Annotated in this window: 17 protein-coding genes; 12 read left to right on the top strand and 5 right to left on the bottom strand. The window is 55.7% G+C overall.

From position 1 onward, the window contains the following. Window positions 1-102: 102 nt before the first annotated feature. From yfcF to yfcD, 3 genes are read left to right on the top strand one after another with little or no spacing between them, the layout of a single operon-like run. Window positions 103-747: a glutathione transferase gene (gene yfcF, locus IM273_RS18370; protein ID WP_047367994.1), complete on the top strand. Its 645-nt coding sequence runs from the start codon at window positions 103-105 to the stop codon at window positions 745-747. A 55-nt stretch (window positions 748-802) separates the two neighbouring features. After that, entirely contained in the window at window positions 803-1,354 is a 552-nt protein-coding gene (gene yfcE / locus IM273_RS18375; RefSeq protein ID WP_193050971.1) for a phosphodiesterase, read from the top strand. Window positions 1,355-1,409: 55 nt separating this feature from the next. Further along, window positions 1,410-1,976 (top strand): NUDIX hydrolase YfcD, encoded by a 567-nt coding sequence (gene yfcD / locus IM273_RS18380; protein ID WP_006811396.1) that lies wholly within the window; start codon window positions 1,410-1,412, stop codon window positions 1,974-1,976. 3 nt (window positions 1,977-1,979) lie between these two features. Here yfcD and IM273_RS18385 read toward each other — a convergent pair whose 3' ends face one another. After that, the gene (locus IM273_RS18385; RefSeq protein ID WP_193050969.1) at window positions 1,980-2,999 is read right to left on the bottom strand and encodes a LacI family DNA-binding transcriptional regulator; all 1,020 of its coding nucleotides are present in this window, start codon (window positions 2,997-2,999) and stop codon (window positions 1,980-1,982) included. A gap of 232 nt (window positions 3,000-3,231) precedes the next feature. Here IM273_RS18385 and IM273_RS18390 point away from each other — a divergent pair, with 232 nt between their 5' ends. From IM273_RS18390 to IM273_RS18410, 5 genes are all read left to right on the top strand, one after another. Then, a complete protein-coding gene (locus tag IM273_RS18390; protein WP_028013945.1) occupies window positions 3,232-3,675 on the top strand; it encodes a PTS sugar transporter subunit IIA in 444 nt (147 codons plus the stop codon). 81 nt (window positions 3,676-3,756) lie between these two features. After that, the gene (locus IM273_RS18395) at window positions 3,757-4,029 is read left to right on the top strand and encodes a PTS sugar transporter subunit IIB (RefSeq protein WP_041908914.1); all 273 of its coding nucleotides are present in this window, start codon (window positions 3,757-3,759) and stop codon (window positions 4,027-4,029) included. Window positions 4,030-4,050: 21 nt separating this feature from the next. Next, window positions 4,051-5,442, top strand: a complete 1,392-nt coding sequence (locus IM273_RS18400; RefSeq protein ID WP_045259690.1) for a PTS ascorbate transporter subunit IIC — start codon at window positions 4,051-4,053, stop codon at window positions 5,440-5,442. Then, on the top strand, window positions 5,439-6,269 hold the full coding sequence (locus IM273_RS18405) for a transketolase (RefSeq protein WP_028013942.1): 831 nt from the start codon (window positions 5,439-5,441) through the stop codon (window positions 6,267-6,269). Before IM273_RS18400 ends, IM273_RS18405 begins: the two co-directional genes overlap by 4 nt. Then, entirely contained in the window at window positions 6,262-7,215 is a 954-nt protein-coding gene (locus IM273_RS18410) for a transketolase family protein (RefSeq protein ID WP_045259691.1), read from the top strand. Before IM273_RS18405 ends, IM273_RS18410 begins: the two co-directional genes overlap by 8 nt. A gap of 107 nt (window positions 7,216-7,322) precedes the next feature. Here the strand turns inward: IM273_RS18410 and pta are convergent, their stop codons facing one another. Next, the gene (pta, locus tag IM273_RS18415) at window positions 7,323-9,464 is read right to left on the bottom strand and encodes a phosphate acetyltransferase (protein ID WP_041908921.1); all 2,142 of its coding nucleotides are present in this window, start codon (window positions 9,462-9,464) and stop codon (window positions 7,323-7,325) included. 75 nt (window positions 9,465-9,539) lie between these two features. Beyond that, window positions 9,540-10,742 carry an acetate kinase gene (gene ackA / locus IM273_RS18420; RefSeq protein WP_041908924.1) on the bottom strand — a complete coding sequence of 401 codons (1,203 nt, stop codon included), beginning with the start codon at window positions 10,740-10,742 and terminating at the stop codon, window positions 9,540-9,542. A 337-nt stretch (window positions 10,743-11,079) separates the two neighbouring features. On the opposite strand from ackA, the gene yfbV reads away from it, so the two are divergent. From yfbV to IM273_RS18440, 4 genes are all read left to right on the top strand, one after another. Further along, on the top strand, window positions 11,080-11,535 hold the full coding sequence (gene yfbV / locus IM273_RS18425; RefSeq protein WP_193050967.1) for a terminus macrodomain insulation protein YfbV: 456 nt from the start codon (window positions 11,080-11,082) through the stop codon (window positions 11,533-11,535). A 92-nt stretch (window positions 11,536-11,627) separates the two neighbouring features. Continuing rightward, entirely contained in the window at window positions 11,628-12,122 is a 495-nt protein-coding gene (locus IM273_RS18430; RefSeq protein ID WP_003861461.1) for a YfbU family protein, read from the top strand. An 11-nt stretch (window positions 12,123-12,133) separates the two neighbouring features. Next, on the top strand, window positions 12,134-12,793 hold the full coding sequence (locus IM273_RS18435; RefSeq protein WP_193050966.1) for a sugar phosphatase: 660 nt from the start codon (window positions 12,134-12,136) through the stop codon (window positions 12,791-12,793). Between the two features lie 75 nt (window positions 12,794-12,868). Further along, window positions 12,869-14,701, top strand: a complete 1,833-nt coding sequence (locus IM273_RS18440; protein ID WP_028013936.1) for an SLC13 family permease — start codon at window positions 12,869-12,871, stop codon at window positions 14,699-14,701. Between the two features lie 52 nt (window positions 14,702-14,753). Here the strand turns inward: IM273_RS18440 and yfbR are convergent, their stop codons facing one another. Further along, the gene (gene yfbR / locus IM273_RS18445; protein WP_028013935.1) at window positions 14,754-15,353 is read right to left on the bottom strand and encodes a 5'-deoxynucleotidase; all 600 of its coding nucleotides are present in this window, start codon (window positions 15,351-15,353) and stop codon (window positions 14,754-14,756) included. A gap of 94 nt (window positions 15,354-15,447) precedes the next feature. Beyond that, complete coding sequence (gene alaA, locus IM273_RS18450; RefSeq protein ID WP_003861471.1) at window positions 15,448-16,662, bottom strand: alanine transaminase AlaA; 1,215 nt, start codon at window positions 16,660-16,662, stop codon at window positions 15,448-15,450. Between the last annotated feature and the right edge of the window lie 489 nt (window positions 16,663-17,151).

Genomic DNA, 17,151 nt, shown 5'->3' on the forward strand with positions numbered 1-17,151 from the left:
AATGAGTATAGGTGCTTGTTGTAAATCGTGAGTTTTCATCAAGTGACAGCGAAGCAAAGAGATTATATGTTGAGTAAAAACCGATCAGCCGATGAGGATGTTATGAACCAGCCCGTAATTACGTTGTGGTCCGATGCGAATTTCTTTTCTCCCTATGTTATGAGCGTTTACGTCGCGCTGGCCGAAAAGGGGCTCTCTTTTACGCTGAAGACCGTCGATCTCGACGGTGGTGAACACCTCAAACCCCAGTGGCAGGGTTACGACCTGACGCGACGCGTGCCGGTGCTGGAACTGGATGGTTTTGCACTGAGCGAATCCTCGGCGATCGATGAATATCTGGAAGATCGTTTTGCGCCGCCTGAGTGGGAGCGCATCTATCCTCACGATCTGCAAAAGCGCGCCCGCGCCCGGCAGATCCAGGCGTGGCTGCGTAGCGACCTGGTGCCGATTCGCGTCGAGCGCTCCACGGATGTCGTGTTTGCCGGTGTGAAAAAGCCAGCGCTCAGCGCAGAAGGCGTCGACAGCGCGCAAAAGCTGATTGAAACTGCAGCCTCGCTGCTCGCTCACGGCAACCCGAACCTGTTCGGTGAATGGTGTATTGCCGATACCGATCTGGCGCTGATGCTGAACCGTTTGATCCTCAACGGCGATGAGGTCCCTCAACTGCTGGTGGACTATGCGGCGTTCCAGTGGCAGCGAGCCTCCGTACAGCGCTATGTGGCACTCTCCGCTAAGCGCGCGGGCTGATAAGCCCTGACGCTTCAGGTATGATAAGGGCAGTTTTTTTACCAGGGAGTGACGGATGAAACTGATGTTTGCGTCAGATATCCATGGATCGCTGCCCGCGACCGAGCGAGTGCTTTCTCTGTTTTCGCAAAGCGGGGCCCAATGGCTGGTGATTCTGGGGGATGTGTTAAATCATGGTCCGCGCAATGCGCTGCCGGAAGGCTATGCCCCGGCGCAGGTGGCGGAAAAGCTTAACCCGTTAGCCTCGCGCATTATCGCCGTTCGCGGTAATTGCGACAGCGAAGTCGACCAGATGCTGCTGCATTTTCCCCTTACCGCGCCATGGCAACAGGTTCTGCTGGAAAACAGCCGCCTGTTTCTTACCCACGGACACCTTTTCGGCCCGGATAATCTCCCGGCGCTCGCGGCTGGCGATGTCCTGGTTTACGGCCATACTCATATTCCGGTGGCTGAAAAACGCGGTGAGATTTATCACTTTAATCCGGGGTCGGTCAGCATTCCGAAAGGCGGATATCCTGCGAGCTATGGCCTGCTGGATGGAAATACCCTGAGCGTTATCGCACTTAATGATCAGCAAGTTATTGCGCAGGTAGCGATTAATCCGTAAGTTACACCACAACTGCAAACGCGCCGAAAGAGCGCTTAGACGAGAAGGTTTCCCGATGGTGGAGCAGAATCATTTGGCAAGTACTGAATGGGTTGACATTGTCAGCGAAGAAAATGAAGTGATCGCGCAGGCGAGCCGCGAACAAATGCGTGCAGAGCGCCTCCGTCACCGTGCAACGTACATCGTTGTGCATGACGGCATGGGCAAGATTCTGGTCCAGCGCCGCACGGACACCAAAGATTTTCTTCCGGGCATGCTTGATGCCACCGCGGGGGGCGTCGTGCAGGCCGATGAAGTGCTGCTGGATTCCGCACGCCGTGAAGCGGAAGAAGAGTTAGGTATCGCCGGGGTGCCGTTTGCCGAGCACGGGCAGTTCTATTTCGAAGACGAACATTGCCGCGTCTGGGGTGGACTGTTTAGCTGCGTTTCCCACGGGCCTTTCGCCCTGCAGGAAGAGGAAGTGAGCGAAGTCTGCTGGATGACGCCGGAAGAGATTACCGCCCGCTGCGACGAGTTCACGCCGGATTCGTTAAAAGCGCTGGCGCTGTGGATGACCCGCAACGCCAAAAACGAATCCGCTAAGCCGGAAAACAAAGCGGAAAAAGAGGAAGAGGCTGAGTAAGCCTTAACAGCTTTCCCGCAGGCACAGGCTGGACGCGATGGGTTTTTGGTCGCGCCAGTCTCCGTCATTCAGACGTTCCAGTAGCGCTTTACCTGCCTCAATCCCAATCTTTCGATGCGGTACCGCCATCGTCGTCAGCGGCGGCTGGCAGACGCGGCTCACGTCGCTATCGCCAAAGCCCACGACAGCCAGATCGTCCGGCACTTTAATGCGTCGACGCTGACACTCATACAGCGCGCCGCAGGCCAGCTCGTCTGATACGCACACCAGCGCATCCAGCTCTGGCCACACCAGCAAGAACTCTGGCAGCTGTGCCGCGCCGGTCGAGAAGCTCGGCGGCATCGCCGCGTTAATCACCCGGTTCGGCGACAGATGATGGCGCAGCATCGCCTTGTACCAGCCCTGCAAATGCTGCTGGAAAATCCACTGCTCCTGGTTGGCGCACAGCAGGCCGATATTTTGGTAGCCGCGCCTAATCACCATTTCCGTCAGCTCGTACATGGCCGCCACGTTATCGATCCCGATATTCATATCGATCGGATCGGCGCGCATCGCACCCATCTCCATTACCGGAATTGAGGCGTTTTTCAGCCAGTGGCGAACGGTGTCGGTGTGCTCGACGCTGAGCAAAATCGCGGCGGCGATATTCGACGCCAGCAGGGTCTCAAGCAGCTTCTCTTCCTGCTCAAGCCGATGCTGGGACTCTGCCAGCATGATCTGGTATCCGGCGGGCTGCAGCACCTGCTGTAGGCCCGCAAACATTTCAGAGCAACCGGCTTCGGAAAGGTTGGGAACAACCATCGCAATCGTCCATGAGGACGCGGATGCCAGTGCGCTGGCGGCGAGATTGGGCATATAGCCCAGCTCCTGCACCGCAGCTTCAATTTTTTCACGCAGTTTATCGGAAACCTGTTCGGGCGTGCGGAGCGCACGGGAGACGGTCATCGTGCCGACTCCGGCAAGCTGCGCGACATCAGCGAGCGTGACTTTTCCGGTACTGCGCCGTTTTCGGGTTAAAGACATACACCTTCCTGCTGACCAGACGCGTTCTTTTTTCCTTCATTTCAGGTGACAGGCAGTATACGCCTTAAATCCCTTTTTTTGCTGTGATTTCACACCATGATTACATTTTGATAGCGCTATCACATTTCTGCATGTTAGTAATTGGTAGCGCTATCTTTGTGATCGCGATCGCAGTCAATGATTGATGGGTTGAATAAAGTTTGCCCATCTTTAGCGTTTGGCGGGAGGGAAAATGCTCAAAAAGTGGATATATGATACAACCATCACGCTGCAGGATAGCGTGGAAAGCTGGCCACAGGCGCTGGAGATATGCGCGAAACCGCTGCTGGATCTGCAGGTAATTGCACCGGAATACGTGACGGCAATCATTCAGCAGCACCATACGTTAGGACCCTATTATGTGCTGGCACCAGGGCTAGCCATGCCGCATGCGCGGCCGGAGGAAGGCGCCAAGGGACTGGGCTTGTCATTACTAAAACTAAAACAGGGCGTCTCTTTTGGTGCCGGAGAGTTTGACCCTGTCGATCTGATTATTATGCTCGCGGCACCAGATAAACATAGCCATATCGAAATGATATCCGCGCTCGCTGAATTATTTTCCAGCGACGAAGATATGGAGAAATTACATCAGGCGAATACCCTGGAGGACATTAAAGCCATTATTGACCGCTTCTGATTTAATTTTTTTAATCCGATTATTCACAACATTACGCGCCAGCGTGATGGGGCGTGCTCTACTCAAAATAAGGGGACAACAATGAAAATCATGGCTATTTGCGGTTCTGGCCTGGGCAGCAGTTTTATGGTCGAAATGAACATTAAAAAAGTGCTTAAAAAGCTGGACATTGAGGCCGAGGTTGAACACTCCGATCTCTCCTCCGCCACGCCGGGCGCGGCGGACCTGTTCGTGATGGCGAAAGACATCGCGGCCAGCGCCAGCGTGCCGGAAAGCCAGCTGGTGGTGATCAATAACATCATTGATATCAACGAACTCGAAGCGCAGCTGCGCGCCTGGTTCGACAGACAATAACCCTGACAAGGCGAGGTGGATATGTTTATCCTTGAAACGCTGAATTTCGTTGTCGATATTTTAAAAGTCCCTTCGGTGCTGGTGGGTTTAATCGCGTTAATTGGTCTGGTCGCGCAGAAAAAAGCGTTTTCTGATGTCGTAAAAGGCACAATTAAAACGATTCTCGGCTTTATTGTACTGGGCGGTGGCGCCACGGTGCTGGTGGGGTCGTTAAACCCGTTAGGCGGCATGTTTGAGCACGCTTTTAATATCCAGGGCATTATTCCAAACAATGAAGCGATTGTGTCGATCGCGCTGGAAAAATACGGTGCCTCGACCGCGCTGATCATGGCCTTCGGCATGGTGGCGAACATTGTCGTCGCGCGCTTTACCCGCCTGAAGTACATCTTCCTGACCGGGCACCACACCTTCTACATGGCGTGCATGATCGGCGTGATCCTGACGGTCGCGGGCTTTGAAGGGGTGGGGCTGGTCTTTACCGGTTCGCTGATCCTCGGCCTGATTATGGCCTTTTTCCCGGCGATTGCGCAGCGCTATATGAAGCGTATTACCGGCAACGATGAGATCGCCTTCGGTCATTTCGGTACGCTGGGCTACGTGCTGTCCGGCTGGATTGGCAGCAGGGTCGGCAAAGGCTCGCGCTCCACCGAAGAGATGAACCTGCCGAAAAACCTCAGCTTCCTGCGCGACAGTTCGATCTCCATCTCCCTGACCATGATGATTATCTACCTGATCATGGCGGTAAGCGCCGGGCGTGAGTACGTCGAGGCCACCTTTAGCGGCGGGCAAAACTACCTGGTCTACGCCATCATCATGGCGATCACCTTCGCGGCGGGCGTGTTTATCATCCTGCAGGGCGTGCGCCTGATTCTGGCGGAAATCGTCCCGGCCTTTACCGGCTTCTCGGAAAAACTGGTGCCGAACGCGCGTCCGGCGCTGGACTGCCCGGTGGTCTACCCGTATGCGCCAAACGCGGTGCTGATTGGCTTCCTTTTCAGCTTCCTCGGGGGAATTGTGGGGTTGTTGATCTGCGGTCAGTTTAGCTGGGTGCTGATCCTGCCGGGCGTAGTGCCGCACTTCTTCACCGGCGCAACGGCAGGCGTGTTCGGTAACGCCACCGGTGGACGCCGCGGGGCAATGATAGGCGCCTTTGCTAACGGCCTGCTGATTACTTTCCTCCCGGTCCTGCTGCTGCCGGTACTGGGTGCGATTGGCTTTGCTAACACCACCTTCTCGGACGCCGACTTCGGCGCGGTCGGGATTGTGCTGGGCAACCTGGCGCGCTTCCTGTCACCGCTTGCCATCACCGGGCTGGTTGTGGCGCTGTTCGCGCTGCTGGTGGCCTACAACATCTTCGCGAAAAACAAACCTGCGGGTAGTAACGCGCAGGAAAATACCGGAGCCAAATCATGAATGAGAACGAGATAACCGAACTGGCGCGTCAGATCCGTCTTGAAACCCTCAAATCCCTGACGCAGCTGGGCTTTGGGCACTACGGCGGCAGCATGTCGGTGGTGGAAACCCTGGCGGTGCTGTACGGCGCCGTGATGAAGATCGACCCGGCGGATCCGGACTGGCCTGAGCGCGATTACTTTGTGCTGTCGAAAGGTCATGCAGGCCCGGCGCTCTACAGCACCCTGGCGATTAAGGGCTACTTCCCGGTTGAAGAGTTGAGCACGCTGAACCAGAACGGCACTCGTCTGCCCAGCCACCCGGACCGCCTGAAAACGCGCGGCGTGGATGCCACCACCGGCTCGCTGGGGCAGGGGATCTCCATTGCGGGCGGTATGGCACTCTCACACAGGCTGGCCGGGCGACCGAATCGGGTCTTCTGCATCGTTGGCGACGGCGAGCTGAACGAAGGCCAGTGCTGGGAAGCGTTCCAGTTTATCGCTCACCATCGTCTGAACAACCTGACCGTGTTCGTGGACTGGAACAAACAGCAGCTCGACGGCGAACTGGACGAAATCATCTGTGCCTTCGACCTTGAGGGCAAATTCCGCGCCTTTGGCTTTGATGTGGTGACGGTCAAAGGGGATGACATTCCGGCACTGCTGAAGGTGACTTCAAGGGTACCGGAGGCCGATGCGCGTCCGCGGGTGGTGATCCTCGACAGCATCAAAGGGCAGGGGGTGCCGTACCTGGAACAGCTCAGCAACTCGCACCACCTGCGATTGACCGCGGAGAGCAAAGCGGCCCTCAATGAGACGATTCGCCAACTGGAGGCTTCACATGATTAAGGTTGCACCGGCAGGACAGAAAGACGCCGTTGAGATGCGCAAGGTCTACGCGGGCTTTGTGGCAAAGCAGATTGAGGCCGGCAGCGAGATTATCGCCCTGGAAGCGGACCTGATGAGCTCAATGGCGATGGACGGCGTAGCGCGCGATTATCCGCAGCACGTGATTAACTGCGGCATTATGGAGGCCAACGTCATCGGCACTGCGGCGGGGCTGTCGCTCACCGGCCGTAAGCCGTTCGTGCACACTTTCACCGCGTTTGCCAGCCGTCGCTGCTTCGACCAGCTGTTTATGTCCCTGGACTACCAGCGCAACAACGTGAAGGTGATTGCCTCGGATGCGGGCGTGACGGCCTGCCACAACGGCGGGACGCACATGTCCTTCGAGGATATGGGCATCGTGCGCGGTCTGGCGCATTCGGTGGTGCTGGAAGTTACCGATGCGGTGATGTTCGAGGATGTGCTGCGCCAGCTTATCGATCTCGAAGGCTTCTACTGGGTGCGCACCATCCGCAAGCAGGCGCCGAGCGTCTATGCGCCGGGCTCAACCTTCACCATTGGCAAAGGCAACGTGCTGCGCGAGGGAAGTGATATCACGCTCATTGCCAACGGCATCATGGTGGCGGAAGCGCTGGAGGCGGCGCGCCAGCTGGAACAGGAGGGGGTAAGCGCAGCGGTCATCGACATGTTTACCCTGAAGCCTATCGATCGAATGCTGGTGAAAAACTATGCCGAGAAAACCGGGCGCATCGTCACCTGCGAAAACCACAGTATTCACAACGGTCTCGGGTCAGCGGTGGCGGAAGTGCTGGTGGAGACCTGCCCGGTGCCGATGCGTCGCGTGGGCGTGAAGGAGCGTTACGGCCAGGTGGGCACACAGGACTTCCTGCAAAAAGAGTATGGCCTGACGGCGCATGACATTGTGTCGGCGGCGCGGGAGCTGCTGTAATAAAAAAAGGCGACCGTGTGGTCGCCTTTTTGTTGCCCGGTGGCGCTGGCGCTTACCGGGTCTACGGTCCTGTAGGCCGGATAAGCGAAGCGCCATCCGGCAAAACATTACTGCTGCTGCGAAGACTGAATCGCCGTCAGCGCGATGGTGTAGACGATATCGTCAACCAGCGCACCACGGGACAGGTCGTTCACAGGCTTGCGCATGCCCTGCAGCATTGGCCCGATGGAGATCAGGTCGGCAGAACGCTGTACCGCTTTGTAGGTGGTGTTACCGGTGTTCAGATCCGGGAAGATGAACACGGTAGCGCGACCGGCAACCGGCGAGTTCGGCGCTTTGGATTTCGCCACGTCAGCCATTACCGCGGCGTCGTACTGCAGCGGGCCGTCGATCATCAGGTCTGGACGTTTTTCCTGCGCAATACGGGTCGCTTCACGGACTTTCTCTACGTCGCTACCTGCACCAGAGGTGCCGGTGGAGTAGGAGAGCATCGCTACGCGTGGTTCAATACCGAAGGCAGTCGCGGAGTCCGCAGACTGGATAGCGATTTCTGCCAGCTGTTCTGCGGTAGGATCCGGGTTGATCGCGCAGTCGCCGTAAACGTAAACCTGTTCAGGCAGCAGCATGAAGAACACGGAGGAGACCAGCGAGCTGCCCGGTGCGGTTTTGATCAGCTGCAACGGTGGACGGATGGTGTTCGCGGTGGTGTGAACCGCACCGGAAACCAGACCGTCAACTTCGTCCTGTTCCAGCATCAGCGTGCCCAGCACGACGTTGTCTTCCAGCTGCTCGCGCGCAACGGCTTCGGTCATGCCCTTGTTCTTACGCAGCTCAACCAGACGGGCAACGTAGCTTTCGCGAACCACTTCCGGGTCAACGATTTCGATGCCTGTGCCCAGCTCAACGCCCTGAGACGCCGCAACGCGGTTGATCTCGTCCGGGTTACCCAGCAGCACACAGGTCGCGATACCGCGCTCTGCACAGATGGCCGCCGCTTTAACGGTACGTGGTTCGTCGCCTTCTGGCAGAACCACGCGTTTGCCCGCTTTACGCGCCAGCTCGGTCAGCTGGTAGCGGAAGGCTGGAGGAGACAGACGGCGGCTGCGCTCGGAGGTCGCGGTCAGGGATTCAATCCAGTCTGCGTCGATGTAGCCCGCAACGTATTCCTGAACTTTCTCGATACGCTCGTGGTCATCAACCGGCACTTCCAGGTTGAAGCTTTGCAGGCTCAGAGAGGTCTGCCAGGTGTTGGTGTTCACCATGAAGACTGGCAGGCCTGTCGCGAACGCACGTTCGCACAGCTTGCTGATGCGCGCGTCCATTTCGTAGCCGCCGGTCAGCAGAATTGCACCGATTTCCACGCCGTTCATCGCTGCCAGACAGGCAGCAACCAGCACGTCCGGACGGTCTGCGGAGGTCACCAGCAGGGAACCTGCGCGGAAGTGCTCCAGCATGTGCGGAATGCTGCGCGCGCAGAAGGTCACGGACTTCACGCGGCGGGTGTTGATATCGCCTTCGTTAACGATGGTCGCGTTCAGGTGACGCGCCATATCGATTGCACGGGTGGCAATCAGATCGAAGCTCCATGGCACTGCGCCGAGTACAGGCAGCGGGCTGGATTCCTGCAGCTTTGCCGGATCAACCTTGATGACTTTCGCTTTGGAAGAGTCGTCGAAGATTTCGGACAGGTCAGGGCGCGTACGGCCCTGTTCATCAACCGGTGCGTTCAGTTTGTTAACGATCACGCCGGTGATGCTGGTGTTTTTCGCACCACCGAAGCTGCTGCGCGTCAGTTCGATACGCTCTTTCAGCTGCTCTGGGGTATCAGTCCCCTGAGACATCACGAAAACGATCTCTGCGTTCAGGGTTTTCGCGATTTCAAAGTTCAGGGACTGGGCAAACTGGTGTTTGCGGGTCGGGACCAGGCCTTCAACCAGCACCACTTCCGCGTCCTGCGCGTTAGCGTGGTAGTTGGCGATGATCTCTTCCATCAGCACGTCTTTCTGGTTGCTGGAGAGCAGAGACTCAACGTGGCTCATCTTCAGCGGTTCAGCCGCAGGAAGATTGGAATTCTTACGCACGATGGTGGTGGTCTGGTCTGGCGCATCGCCACCGGCACGAGGCTGGGCAATAGGCTTAAAGACGCTCAGACGAACGCCTTTGCGTTCCATAGCGCGGATCACGCCGAGGCTGACGCTGGTCAGGCCGACGCTGGTTCCGGTAGGGATCAGCATAATAGTACGGGACACGGTTTATCCTCTTTCGTTACCGCCGCGTTGGGCGGGTTACAAAACAGCACCGCCAGCATTGCTGGCGGTGTGGAATCAGGCAGTCAGGCGGCACGCGTCTTGCGCGATGACCAGCTCTTCGTTAGTTGGGATAACGATAGCCGGGCGGGTGCCTTCTTTGTTGATGAAGCCAGACTTGCCGAAGCGGGCAGCCAGGTTACGCTCGTGATCGACTTCGAAGCCCAGAACGCCCAGTTTGCCCAGGGACAGTTCACGTACCATTGCCGCGTTCTCACCGATGCCACCGGTGAAGATAACCGCGTCCAGACGACCATCCATCAGCGCGGTGTAAGAACCGATGTACTTCGCCAGACGGTGGCAGTAAACGTCCATTGCACGCTTCGCGTCTTCTTTGCTGTCGTAGTTGTCTTCAACGTAACGGCAGTCGCTGGTGACTTCGGTCAGACCCAGCAGGCCAGACTCTTTGGTCAGCATTTTGTTGATGTCGTCAACGCTCATGCCCAGAGTGTCGTGCAGGTGGAAGATGATCGCCGGGTCGATGTCACCGGAACGGGTACCCATAACCAGACCTTCCAGCGGGGTCAGACCCATAGAGGTATCAACACATTTACCGTTGCGGATAGCAGAAACAGAACCACCGTTGCCCAGGTGGCAGGTGATGATGTTGACTTCTTCAACCGGCTTGTTCAGGACTTTTGCAGCTTCCTGAGTCACATAGAAGTGGCTGGTGCCGTGCGCGCCGTAGCGACGTACGCCGTGCTCTTTGTACAGGCTGTACGGCAGGGCATAGAGGTAAGACTCTTCCGGCATGGTCTGATGGAACGCGGTGTCAAACACGGCCACGTTTTTGTCTTTCAGATTCGGGAAGGACTTCAGCGCTTCAGCGATACCGATCAGGTGCGCCGGGTTATGCAGCGGAGCAAAAGAGGCAGAGTCTTTGATGCCCTGGATAACAGAGTCGTCGATGACAACGGAGCTGGTGTATTTTTCGCCGCCGTGGACGATACGGTGACCAATCGCAGTCAGCTGAGCAGACAGTTCTGGTTTTTGTGCCAGAATAGTGTTAACGATAAAGTTCAGCGCTTCACTGTGAGCGGCGCCTGCACCTAAAGCCGCTTCTTGTTTGCTGCCGTCCATCTTCCACTTGATACGTGCTTCAGGCAGATGGAAACATTCGGCCAAACCAGAGAGGTACTCGTCACCGTTGAGCGCATCGATGATGGCGAATTTCAGTGAAGAGCTACCGCAGTTCAGAACCAGTACTAACTTACTCGACATGGAAGTACCTATAATTGATACGTGGCTAAAAAAACGTCAATGAGCCTAAAAGCGTAACGCAAGCTGACCCAGACGTTTATGATTAACATCATGCCAAACGAACATTCTGGCAGGATGGAAGAAATACCTATGATTTTAAGCCATTTTGAACATTTTTCAGACAATGGCATAATATGCGATAATTTGACGAGTTAACGCTTCTCGTCTACGGCCCTATCAGGCTGGCACAGAATACCCGATACGGGGTAGCGATGACAAAATATTTTGAACGTTGTCATAGCCTGTTGTGGTTTTGCACAAAAATTTTAATTTTTATATGTGAAGTTGAGGTACAGCCATGTCGACACCCGAAATCCCGTCCGTGAGCTTTTTCAGTCTGTTTCGTCGGGGACAGCATTATGCAAAGACGTGGCCAATGGAAAAGCGCCTTGCGCCAATGTTTATTGAGAATCGCACGATCCGCGCCACGCGCTATGCGATTCGCTTTATGCCTCCGGTCGCTATTTTTACTCTGTGCTGGCAAATCGCCCTCGGTGGACAGCTTGGTCCTGCCGTCGCAACGGCGCTCTTCGCGTTAAGCCTGCCGATGCAGGGGCTGTGGTGGTTAGGCAAACGCTCTATTACGCCGCTTCCGCCTTCTATTTTACACTGGTTTTATGAAGTGCGAGGAAAACTGGAGGAGGCCGGGCAGGCGCGGGCCCCGGTTGAAGGCAAGCCGGATTACCAGGCGCTGGCGGACACGTTAAAGCGTGCTTTTAAGCAGCTGGATAAAACATTCCTCGATGACTTGTGATTGATCATCGAAACGACTAACAAAAGAAGGCACAGTAACACACCGTTACCGTGTCTTTTTTTTACAGTGCAATGCGCTACAGGAGTCGAAAGATGGAAATGACCCATGCTCAACGTCTGATTTTGTCTAACCAGTACAAGATGATGACTATGCTTGATCCCGATAACGCTGCGCGCTACAGCCGCCTGCAAACCATCGTCGAACGCGGTTTTGGTTTGCAAATGCGCGAACTGGACCGCGAGTTTGGCGAGCTGAAAGAAGAAACCTGCCGCATCGTGATCGACATTATGGAGATGTATCACGCTCTGCACGTCTCCTGGACGAACCTCAAAGACCAGCAGACCATTGACGAACGTCGCGTGACCTTCTTAGGCTTTGATGCCGCGACGGAAGCGCGCTATCTGAGCTATGTTCGCTTTATGGTGAACACCGAAGGGCGCTATACCCATTTTGATGCGGGAACGCACGGCTTCAACGCCCAAACCCCTATGTGGGATAAATATCAACGTATGCTGAGCGCGTGGCACGCCTGCCCGCGTCAGTACCATTTAAGCAGCAACGAAATTCAACAAATCATTAATGCCTGACGGAGGTGCGTGTGCAGTGTAAAGGTTTTCTGTTTGATCTGGACGGTACGCTGGTGGATTCGCTGCCGGTGGTGGAACGCTCGTGGTGCCACTGGGCCGACCGGCACGGCATCGACCATAAGGACGTGCTGAATTTTATCCATGGCAAACAGGCCATTACCTCATTGCGGCACTTTTTAGCGGGGCGTTCTGAGGAAGAGATCCAGGCGGAGTTCAAATACCTGGAGCAGATTGAGGCCACCGACACCGAGGGCATTACCGCGCTGCCCGGAGCGCGCGAACTGCTTGAGCATCTGAATGAAGCGCAGATCCCGTGGGCTATCGTCACCTCCGGCTCTGTTCCGGTCGCGCATGCCCGCCATAAGGCGGCCGGTTTACCGAAGCCTGAGGTGTTCATTACGGCTGAGCGCGTTAAACGCGGCAAGCCGGAGCCGGATGCGTTTCTGCTTGGTGCAGAAATGCTGGGCTTCGCGCCTGCAGAGTGTGTGGTGGTGGAAGATGCGGCCGCTGGCGTGCTGGCCGGGCTGAACGCCGGGAGCCACGTCATTGCCGTTAACGTTCCGGCGGGGTCTCCACGCCTGGACGAGGCGGACTTTGTGATTCATTCCCTGACGGCGCTGGCGGTGTCAAAAGCGCCCGACGGAGTTGTAACCGTCTCGCTAAAAATGTAATCCCATGATATAGCCCCACGCTGCTGGGGCTTTTTTATGGCAAAATTTCTCATCTTCCACTGACAAGGATAGGTTGTGAACGGTGAACTGATCTGGGTTCTGAGCCTGCTTTTAATCGCCATTATTCTCTTCGCCACAGGCAAGGTGCGCATGGATGCCGTCGCCCTGTTTGTCATCGTCGCGTTTGTGCTGAGCGGCACGCTCACGCTACCGGAAGCCTTCTCCGGGTTCAGCGACCCCAACGTTATCCTTATAGCTGCCCTGTTTATCATCGGCGACGGCCTTGTTCGCACCGGCGTGGCGACCATCATGGGCGCGTGGCTGGTTAAGGTGGCCGGCAGCAGTGAAACCAAAATGCTGATCTACCTGATGCTGACGGTCGCCGGGCTGGGGGCGTTTATGAGCTCAACGGGCGTGGTCGCTATTTTTATTCCGGTGGTGCTGAGCGTTTCAATGCGGATGCAGAGCTCGCCGTCGCGCCTGATGATGCCTCTGAGCTTTGCCGGTTTGATCAGCGGAATGATGACGCTGGTGGCGACGCCGCCGAACCTGGTTGTCAACAGCGAGCTGATACGTGAAGGGTTTCAGGGCTTCAGCTTTTTCAGCGTCACCCCGCTTGGGCTGGTGATTCTGGCGATGGGCGTGGTCTACATGCTGCTGACCCGTTTTGCCCTCAAAGGCGACAAACAGGATAAGAATAAAGAGGGATGGAAGCGACGTACCTTCCGCGATCTGATCAAAGAGTACCGCCTCACCGGGCGGGCGCGCCGTCTGGCCATTCGCCCCGGCTCGCCGATGGTCGGCCAGCGGCTCGACGACCTTAAGCTGCGCGAGCGTTATGGCGCGAACGTGATCGGGGTTGAGCGCTGGCGTCGTTTTCGCCGGGTGATCGTTAACGTGAACGGGGTATCAGAGTTCCGCGCGCGTGATGTCCTGCTGATTGATATGTCAACGGCGGACGTGGATCTGCGAGAGTTCTGTAGCGAGCAGCTGCTGGAGCCGATGGTGCTACGCGGCGAGTATTTCTCCGACCAGGCGCTGGATGTGGGGATGGCCGAAGTGTCGCTGATACCGGAATCGGAACTGCTGGGTAAAACCGTGCGTGAAATGGGGTTCCGTACTCGCTATGGCCTGAACGTAGTGGGGCTGAAGCGTGATGGCGTGGCAATGGAAGGGGCCGTCGTCGATGAGCCGATCCTGCTGGGCGATATCTTTCTCGTGGTCGGCAACTGGAAGCTGATAAGCCAGCTCGGGCAAAAAGGGCGTGATTTTGTGGTGCTCAACATGCCGGTCGAGGAGAGCGATGCCTCCCCGGCGCACAGCCAGGCGCCCCATGCGATTTTCTGTCTGGTACTGATGGTGGCGCTGATGCTGACCGATGAAATCCCTAATCCGGTCGCAGCCATTATCGCCTGCCTGCTGATGGGGAAATTCCGCTGCATTGACGCCGAAAGCGCGTATAAAGCCATTCACTGGCCGAGCATTATTCTTATCGTCGGGATGATGCCCTTTGCCCTGGCACTGCAAAAAACCGGCGGGGTGGATCTGATCGTAAAAGGCTTGATGGACGTGGGCGGCGGGTATGGACCGTACATGATGATGGTCTGTCTGTTTGTCATGTGCGCCACGATAGGGTTATTTATCTCGAATACCGCGACGGCGGTGCTGATGGCGCCCATTGCGCTGGCGATGGCGAAATCCATGGGCGTGTCGCCGTACCCGTTTGCGATGATGGTCGCGATGGCGGCATCCGCGGCGTTTATGACGCCGGTTTCATCGCCGGTGAACACGCTGGTGCTGGGGCCGGGGAATTATAAGTTCAGCGATTTCGTGAAGCTGGGCGTGCCGTTCACCGTGCTGGTGATGGTGGTGTGCGTGGTGTTAATTCCGGTTTTATTCCCGTTTTAGCGTGAGCGCAGAAACGTAGGCCGGGTAAGGCGAAGCCGCCACCCGGCTAAAATTACAACGGAGAATCCTGGCTAATCTCGTCCAGCGATAGATGGAAGCTCGGCACAAATACCTGCATGAAGTAGTCCATCTCTTCGCTGCGGCGGGATTCCAGCGTTTTTTCCAGACGCGTTTTCGCCAGTAAAAACTCATTATTGCCCGCAGACAGCTCTTCCAGACACTTCAGATAGGCGCACAGCGCGTCGGCCTGTTTGACCAGCGACTTTTCATCTTCCGTATACTGATGCTCGTCGATGAGCGGTTCAAAGATATCGCGCAGCTCTTCGGGCACCATCTCGATAAGCTTCTGCTGGGCAATCTTCTCGATAGCCTTATATTCCTGAGCAATCTGAGAATTGAAATATTTCACTGGCGTAGGCAGGTCGCCGGTCAGCACCTCTGATGCGTCGTGGTACATCGCCAGCAAAGCGATGCGCTCGGCATTCACCTGCCCGTTAAATTTGCGATTCTTAATGGCGGCCAGCGCATGAGCAACCATAGCAACCTGCAGACTATGCTCAGACACGTTCTCTGTACGCACGTTGCGCATCAGCGGCCAGCGGTTGATCAGTTTCAGGCGGGAGAGGTGGGCAAAGAAATGGCTCTGACTCATAGGTTACCTTTTGTCTTCACTGCGACAGGACTTCATTGTGCGGGGAGGGGAGGGAAGATGCAAATCAGGCTACCGAAGTAGCCTGATTTTAAGATTACTGATGGTATCCAGAGAGGAATCGCCCGAAGCGGCTGATGGCCATTTCGAGATCGTCTTCACGTGGCAGGGTCACGATACGCACGTGGTCCGGCCACGGCCAGTTAAACGCCGTCCCCTGAACCAGCAGCACTTTTTCCTGCAACAGGAAATCGAGCACCATTTTCTGATCGTCGTGGATATTGAAGCGCTTCGCGTCAATTTTCGGGAACATATACAGCGCCCCGTTCGGCTTCACGCAGGAGACGCCCGGGATATCGTTGATGAGTTCCCATGCGCGGTTACGCTGTTCGTACAGGCGACCGCCAGGGACGATAAACTCGCTGATGCTCTGGTAGCCGCCCAGCGCCGTCTGGATCGCGTGCTGCGCAGGCACGTTGGCGCAAAGACGCATCGACGCCAGCATCTCAAGCCCTTCAATATAGCCTTTTGCGTGCTTTTTCGGGCCGTTCAGCACCATCCAGCCCTGACGGAAACCGGCCACGCGGTAGGTTTTAGACAGTCCGTTAAAGGTGACGGTCAGCAGGTCGGGCGCCAGCGCGGCGATAGAGTGGTGCTGCGCCGCGTCGTACAGGATCTTGTCGTAGATTTCGTCAGCGAAGATGATCAGGTTGTGCTGGCGGGCGATCTCCACGATCTCCATCAGCAGCTCTTTTGAATAGACCGCGCCCGTCGGGTTGTTCGGGTTGATGATCACAATCCCACGCGTGCGAGGCGTGATTTTCGCGCGAATGTCATCCAGATCCGGGAACCAGTCAGAGGATTCGTCGCAAAGATAATGTACCGCTTTACCGCTGGAGAGCGATACGGCAGCGGTCCACAGCGGATAGTCCGGCGCGGGAACCAGCATTTCGTCACCGCTGTTCAGCAGCGCCTGCATGGCCTGAACGATAAGTTCGGAGACGCCGTTGCCGATATAGATATCTTCGACGGTAACGTCACGCATACCGCGCGCCTGGTAGTGCTGCATAATGGCTTTACGGGCGGAGTAAAGTCCCTTTGAGTCACAATAGCCTTGTGCCGTAGGCAGGTTGCGGATCACATCAACCAGAATTTCATCCGGCGCTTCAAAACCAAATGGTGCGGGGTTGCCGATGTTGAGCTTCAGAACCTTGTTGCCTTCTTCTTCAAGGCGTTTTGCCTCTTTCAGAACCGGGCCACGGATGTCATAACAGACGTTATCTAGCTTGCTGGATTTTTCGATAGGGGACATGAACCTTTAACCTTTTCGCTATTATTGCCACTCCCTGCCGTGGAAGTCAGCACGGAATAATGTACTCCCCCCACGCTTCGTTTTGAAGGGTGTGCAGAAGAAGATTTTGTGCTCATAGCGAAATTGTGATGAATCTTTTTAACTATTGACTGACGCTTTCACTGCCTTAACGTCATGTACAAACCATAAATAAAGGTTTATTGTGCTGTGAATCTATGTGAATTATGTATATTGTTCTGATGGAAAATAAAAAACGCGCAGACAACAAGCAGAAGTTACGCTGGGTGACATTTCGTAAAACCTGAGTGTTGAAGGGACCTTGCAGTAATAGCCCGGAGCGGCTAAAAGTTAATCATGTGAAATTAATGTTAAGTGTTATTAATGAATGACCATAATCTAAATTAAAATTTATTTATTATTAACCAACAAAATGCAACTTTAGTTAATTCTAATAAAATTAGTTTAGAAGCTTACCAAACCTCTTTAATC

This window comes from Enterobacter cloacae complex sp. P13B, assembly GCF_014895915.1.
Lineage (GTDB): Bacteria > Pseudomonadota > Gammaproteobacteria > Enterobacterales > Enterobacteriaceae > Enterobacter > Enterobacter bugandensis.